This window comes from Pseudomonas akapageensis, from assembly GCF_011355085.1.
Classification (GTDB): Bacteria; Pseudomonadota; Gammaproteobacteria; order Pseudomonadales; family Pseudomonadaceae; genus Aquipseudomonas; species Aquipseudomonas akapageensis.
Genome location: NZ_VXCP01000040.1, coordinates 69,317 through 75,428 on the forward strand (window position 1 = coordinate 69,317; position 6,112 = coordinate 75,428).

The window sequence follows — 6,112 nt, forward strand, 5'->3', positions numbered from 1 at the left end:
GCGACAATGCAGATCTGCGAAAACCGCGTAGTGATCATTACCGGCGCCGGTGGCGGTCTGGGCCGCGCCTATGCGCTGGCCTTCGCAGCCGAAGGCGCCAAGGTCGTGGTCAACGACATCAACAATGAAGCGGCACTGGCCGTGGTCGCCGAAATCCAGGGGCAGGGCGGCGTGGCAGTTGCCAACAGCAACGACATCACCCGCTACGACGATGCCGCGCTGATCGTACGCCAGGCCATCGAGACCTTTGGCGACCTGAACGTGGTGGTCAACAATGCTGGCATCTGCCGCGACCGCATGTTCGCCAGCCTCACCGAAGCCGACTGGGACGCGGTCATGGCCGTGCACCTCAAGGGCCATTTCTGCATCGCCAGCCACGCCGTGCGTTACTGGCGCGAGCAGGTCAAGGGCGGGGCCAAGGTGAGTGCGCGCATTATCAATACCAGCTCCGGCGCCGGCTTGCAGGGTTCCATCGGCCAGTCCAACTATGCCGCGGCCAAGGGCGGTATTGCGTCCCTGACGCTGGTGCAGGCAGCCGAGTTGGGCCGTTATGGCGTTACCGTCAACGCCCTGGCCCCGGCCGCACGTACCGGCATGACCGAGCAGGTCTTCGCCGACACGATGAAAAAGCCGGAAGAAGGTTTTGACTACTTCGCCCCGGAAAACGTAGCGCCGCTGGTGGTCTGGCTGGGTTCCGAGGCATCCCACGCGGTCACCGGGCAGATGTTCGAGGTCGAGGGCGGCAAGCTGTCCATTGCCGATGGCTGGCGCCGCGGTCCGGAACTGGACAACAAGGGACGCTGGGCGGTCAGTGAGGTTGGTGATGCGGTGGCGCAATTGCTTGCTCGCGCAGTGCCAGCGCAGAAAGTCTATGGCAGTTGATTGAACGGTCTCGCTCCCACGCTCCGCGTGGGAATGCCTCCCCTGACGCTCAGCGTCGCGACGCAGAGCGTCAATCACCGCATTCCCACGCGGAGCGTGGGAACGAGGGGCTGTTAGCTTTTTTATCTCCTAGGAAATATCCTACGCAACGCTCATCCGTTTCCGGGATTGCCCCGCTTACCAACGCGCCATACTCTCCCCCGAGTCGCTGAATACTCAGCGGCCGGGTCTGCAAGCCCGGATAACGTTAGACGCACTACGAACCATCCATGAAACCTGGCGCGTTTTTTTGCCTGTTTTTTATGGTGGCTGTGCGTGGGAGACCTTCGGGTCTGCCGGGTGCCTAACGTCCCGGTCTTGCAGGCCCGCGCATGGCTACCGCCCCATCATCTGCAAGTGATGCCGGTAGCTCCTTCCAAACGTAGGAGCTTCATCATGATCAAGATCGTTTCCGATCCACCTGTTTTAACTCCCTCACTCACCACCACCGAAAAACCTTTCGGCACCGTCGACATTTGATTGAAGCTTATCGCCAGTTTAGCGAGCCGCGCCGCCCGAAAGGGCAGCGCGGCTTTTTGCTTTTTACGGGGCGCCAGTGTAGCGAACGTGGTAACGAGGAAGTCTGGGGAATAGACATTGGTCGCCCTTGACAGAGCTACAGGCGCCGGAGGCTCTGGATCAAGGGTCGCAAGATGTAACGGAATAATGCCTGCTTACAAAGTTTGCATATTATTTTGAACACTCTGTGTGATATTTTGCGCGCCGCTCAAAAGTCCGAAGGCTCTAGCCCGGGCTTTTTCGAGGTGCTGCCTGATTGAAACGGGGAGGGCCTCGCGCATACAGCTGCACCTTGAGATAAATACAAACAGCGAGAAGTGTCCATGAGTGAGACCCCCAATGTTGCCGTTGCTGGCACATCCACGGCCGAGACGGCGCATTCTTCGGGCCTTGAGGTCAAGCGGCTGACATTCGTCGAGGCTGTCGCCATGATCGTGGGTACCAACATCGGTGCTGGCGTCCTGTCGATGGCTTATGCCAGCCGCAAGGCCGGCTACATGCCGTTATTGCTATGGCTGGCCGTGGCGGGCATTTTCACCACCATTTCCATGCTTTATGTTTCCGAAACGGCATTGCGCACCCGTAGCCACCATCAGTTGAGCGGTCTGGCCCAGCGTTATGTCGGCTCGATCGGGGCCTGGGCGATTTTTCTGTCGGTGGCGGTCAACAGCATTGGCGCGCTGATTGCCTACATGAGCGGCAGTGGCAAGATCCTCAGCGAATTTTTCGGCATCAGCCCCGCACTGGGCAGTCTGTTGTTCTTCATCCCGGCGGCACTGGTGCTTTACCTGGGCCTGAAGGCCATCGGCAAGGGTGAGAAGTTCATCAGCATCGGCATGGTGTCGATGACGTTGGTGCTGGTTGCGGCCACTCTGCTAAACGAGCACACCAACTTCGCCAACTTGCTCGAAGGCAGCTGGATCTACATGATCCCGGTGTTCAACATCGCCGTGTTCTGCTTCTCGGCGCAGTACGTGGTGCCCGAAATGGCGCGTGGCTTCAGCCATTCACCCAAGCGGCTGCCGGTGGCGGTCATTACCGGGATGGTCATCACCTTCGTCCTGCTGGCCATTGTGCCAATGTCAGTCATCTCCCTGAACGGCCTGGAAAACCAGTCCGAAGTGGCGACGCTGGCCTGGGGCCAGGCTTTGGGGCAGTGGGCATTCTACACGGCCAACACCTTTGCCCTGTGTGCGATGATGACGTCTTACTGGGGTTTGGGTGGCAGTTTCCTGACCAACATCTTCGACAAGTTCCAGAGCCTGGGCTCCGAGAGCAACCCGAAAAATCGTCTGCTAGTGCTGGCAGTCGTCTGTGTACCGCCGTTTATCCTGGCCTATAGCGGCATGGTTGGCTTCGTCAACGCGCTGTACTTTGCCGGTGTGTTCAGTGGCGTGATTCTGTCGATCATGCCAATCCTGATGTTGCGCTCGGCACGCAAGCACGGCGACCTCACCCCGGCCTGGCAATGCGGCTGGATTGCCCATCCGGCGATTCAGGTCACGGTGGTGATTCTTTACCTGTGCAGCATGGCTTATGCCATTTCCAGCGCACTGGGCTGGCTCCCGGCCAGTTGGTAAGCAGCTGTGCTTATCAGCGCTGATCGGTGCAGACGAAAACGATCTAATGTAACGCTGCGGTTTTGCTAACGTAATAAATGTAGGTGAAGACGCAGACTGATGCGCAAAAAGGATAGCAAGGAGACGAGGGGCACGTTCCTTAGGGTGCACGGCAGATTGATTCAGGCCCCGTTAGCCGTGTGAAGCAGAAGAACATGTATTCTTCTTGTCAGACGCCTGATAAACCTTGTAAGCCGGAGACCAGCACCGGCCGCCTACACTTAATTATATTCATTCCATCCCAGAGCCCGCCCAGTGCGGGCTTCTTTATGTGGGGGGGAAAGTGACAGCTCAAGAAGCGCATGGCCCACGAATGGGGTGACCAATGGCCGATGTCTTTATCAGCTACGCCAGTGAGGATCGTGAGCGGGCCGCGCAGCTGGCGAGTACGCTCGGCGAGTTTGGCTGGTCTGTCTGGTGGGACCGCAAGATCATTCCGGGTCAGGCATTTGATCATGTCATCGAGCATGAACTGGAGAGCGCCAGGAGCGTGATCGTATTGTGGTCGCAACGTTCGATCGAGTCCGAATGGGTAAGGAACGAGGCAGCAGTGGCGATGGAACGGGGCGTACTGGTGCCCGCCATGATCGAGCGTCTCAAGTTGCCGCTGGAGTTTCGTCGCAAGCAAACGGCCGATCTGGTTGATTGGGAGGGCGACTCTTCCCACAGTGGATTCCAGGCGCTGTGCGAGGGTGTGAACACCCTGATTGGCGGCGCCCCGCTGCAACAGGCGATGCCTTATCCAGTGCAGCGCAAGCGGAGGAGTCCTCGTTGGGCATTGGCTGCGATCGTTGCCCTGGTCGTCGCCGTGGGAATGGGCGTTTACCTGATAAGCCCATCGCGAACCATCACGCCACCGCCTGCTTCTCAGGACAATAATTCCGAGATCAATTCGCCGTCCGAAGATACAAAGCCTGTGAGCGCCGTGACCGGGCTTGCGGATCTTGTCATTGGTACGTATTCAGGCGATGTGATCGCGGATTCCAAAGGCAGTTCACGCAGCGATATCGACGTGACCATCACCAAACTGGACCGATACACAGTACGTGTCACCTCCGACTATCACAGGTTCGGTACTGTCGATGTCACGCTGACCCGAATCGGCAACAAGATTTTCAATGCCGAGGGCGACTCCCCATTTATTGTGGATCTGGATCGCAATCCGCCTGCCTTGACCTTCAATCCGCACAATGAATTGGCGTATGGCGGAACGAAGCAGAAATAAATCCTTACTAACTTGGGATTCGGGTTGTCATCAATAGCGAAACGAGTGACGTCAAATGAAAAACCAAATCGTCGAGGAGGATTTAATGTCAGGTCAATAAAAGCTTCTGGGCATACAAAATGAAATTCGCGAAAAGCCTCCTGACAGCTTCCCTCTTTATGGCTCCGGCCATTAATGCTCATGCATCGGTATCGAGTGAGACAGCAGCTTCGTTGGGTTCGAGCCTGACCTTCGTGGGTGCAGAAAAGGCTGGTAATGCCGATGGCTCGATTCCAGCCTATAGCGGCGGCCTGACCACCGCGCCGGCCGGCTTCAAGACCGGCGACACCATGCGCCCCGACCCCTTTGCCGGGGAAAAACCGCTGCTGGTGATCAATGGCAAGAACGTCGACCAGTACCAAGGCATGCTCACAGCCACCACAGTCGCCTTGGCCCGACGCTACCCAAGTTTTCGCATCGACGTCTACCCGACCCACCGCACCGCGGCATTGCCACAGGCGGTACTGAACAACAGTCGCCGCAATGCGACCGCCGCCAAATCGTTGAACGGCGGCCGGGCCATCGACAACGCCATGCCTGGCGTGCCGTTTCCGATCCCGCAATCCGGTGTCGAGGCAATGTGGAATTTCCTGCTGCGCTACCAGGGCGTCAGCATCACGTCCAAGTACGATTCCTGGAGCGTCGACGCCGCCGGTGTCCCGAGTCTGGCAGTCACCGGCGAGGCGTTTATCTCCTTTCCGATGTACGAAAACATGACCAAGCCGATCAGCAACACCGACACCTACTATCAGATGAAGCTGTCCTACACTGGCCCTGCGCGCCGGGCCGGCGAATCGATCATGCTGAAAAACGCGGTCAACCCGCTGCAACAGCCGGGGCGCGGCTGGCAGTACCTGCCGGGTCAGCGCCGCGTCAAATTGATCTCGGTTTTGGCCTATGACACGCCCAACCCGGGTACCGCCCGCGCACTGGAACTCTACAACTGGACGCTGGTGGGCAAGCAGGAAATGATCGTGCCCTATAACACCTACAAGCTGACCTACGTCCAGGACCCCAAGTCGCTGACGACCCCCAACCACCTGGCACCCGATTACGTGCGCTGGGAAAAACACCGCGTCTGGGTCGTGGAGGGCAACCTCAAGCCTGGCGCAAAGCACATCTACCAGAAGCGCCGCTTCTATCTGGATGAAGACAGCTGGGCCGCCCTGGCCTCCGACCAGTACAACGCCAGCGGCCAGCTCTACCGTGGCTCCTTTGCTTTCCTCAGCCAGAGCTACGACAAACTGGTGCCGGATGCCACGCCCTTCATGACCTACGATCTGGCGCTGGGCACCTACAACATCAACGGTGTGGTCGGCCCCCACGGCGGTATCAAGTACATTGAGCCGCTGTCGACGGCACAGTGGTCGCCGGAGTCCATGGCGGGTGCCAACATTCGCTGAGTACACCAGGCCGAGCTCTGTATTACAGGCACAAAAAAAGACGTCCTTGGACGTCTTTAGTGCGATGGTTATCTGAACAGACTTATCAACTTGCTGGGGTGAATGCCATTTTTTGCCTGTTTACTTCGCGTGCAAACCATTTATATACTTCGCATGCGAACCTAATCACAGGGGAAGAACATGACCGCAGCACCCCCCCCCCCCCCCCCCCCCCCCCCCCCCCCCCCCCCCCCCCCCCCCCCCCCCCCCCCCCCCCCCCCCCCCCCCCCCCCCCCCCCCCCCCCCCCCCCCCCCCCCCCCCCCCCCCCCCCCCCCCCCCCCCCCCCCCCCCCCCCCCCCCCCCCCCCCCCCCCCCCCCCCCCCCCCCCCCCCCCCCCCCCCCCCCT

4 protein-coding genes are annotated in these 6,112 nt (G+C 59.4%); all 4 read left to right on the forward strand.

Going from position 1 to position 6,112, the window contains the following annotated elements; translation table 11 throughout:
- Positions 1–6 precede the first annotated feature (6 nt).
- Positions 7–882, forward strand: a complete 876-nt coding sequence (locus tag F2S13_RS23455; RefSeq protein ID WP_166365331.1) for an SDR family oxidoreductase — start codon at positions 7–9, stop codon at positions 880–882.
- 881 nt (positions 883–1,763) lie between these two features.
- Complete coding sequence (locus F2S13_RS23460) at positions 1,764–3,020, forward strand: aromatic amino acid transport family protein (protein WP_166365333.1); 1,257 nt, start codon at positions 1,764–1,766, stop codon at positions 3,018–3,020.
- 364 nt (positions 3,021–3,384) lie between these two features.
- Positions 3,385–4,284, forward strand: coding sequence for a toll/interleukin-1 receptor domain-containing protein (locus F2S13_RS23465; RefSeq protein ID WP_166365335.1), 900 nt, complete (start codon positions 3,385–3,387; stop codon positions 4,282–4,284).
- Between the two features lie 119 nt (positions 4,285–4,403).
- The gene (locus F2S13_RS23470) at positions 4,404–5,726 is read left to right on the forward strand and encodes a DUF1329 domain-containing protein (RefSeq protein ID WP_166365337.1); all 1,323 of its coding nucleotides are present in this window, start codon (positions 4,404–4,406) and stop codon (positions 5,724–5,726) included.
- Positions 5,727–6,112: the final 386 nt, after the last annotated feature.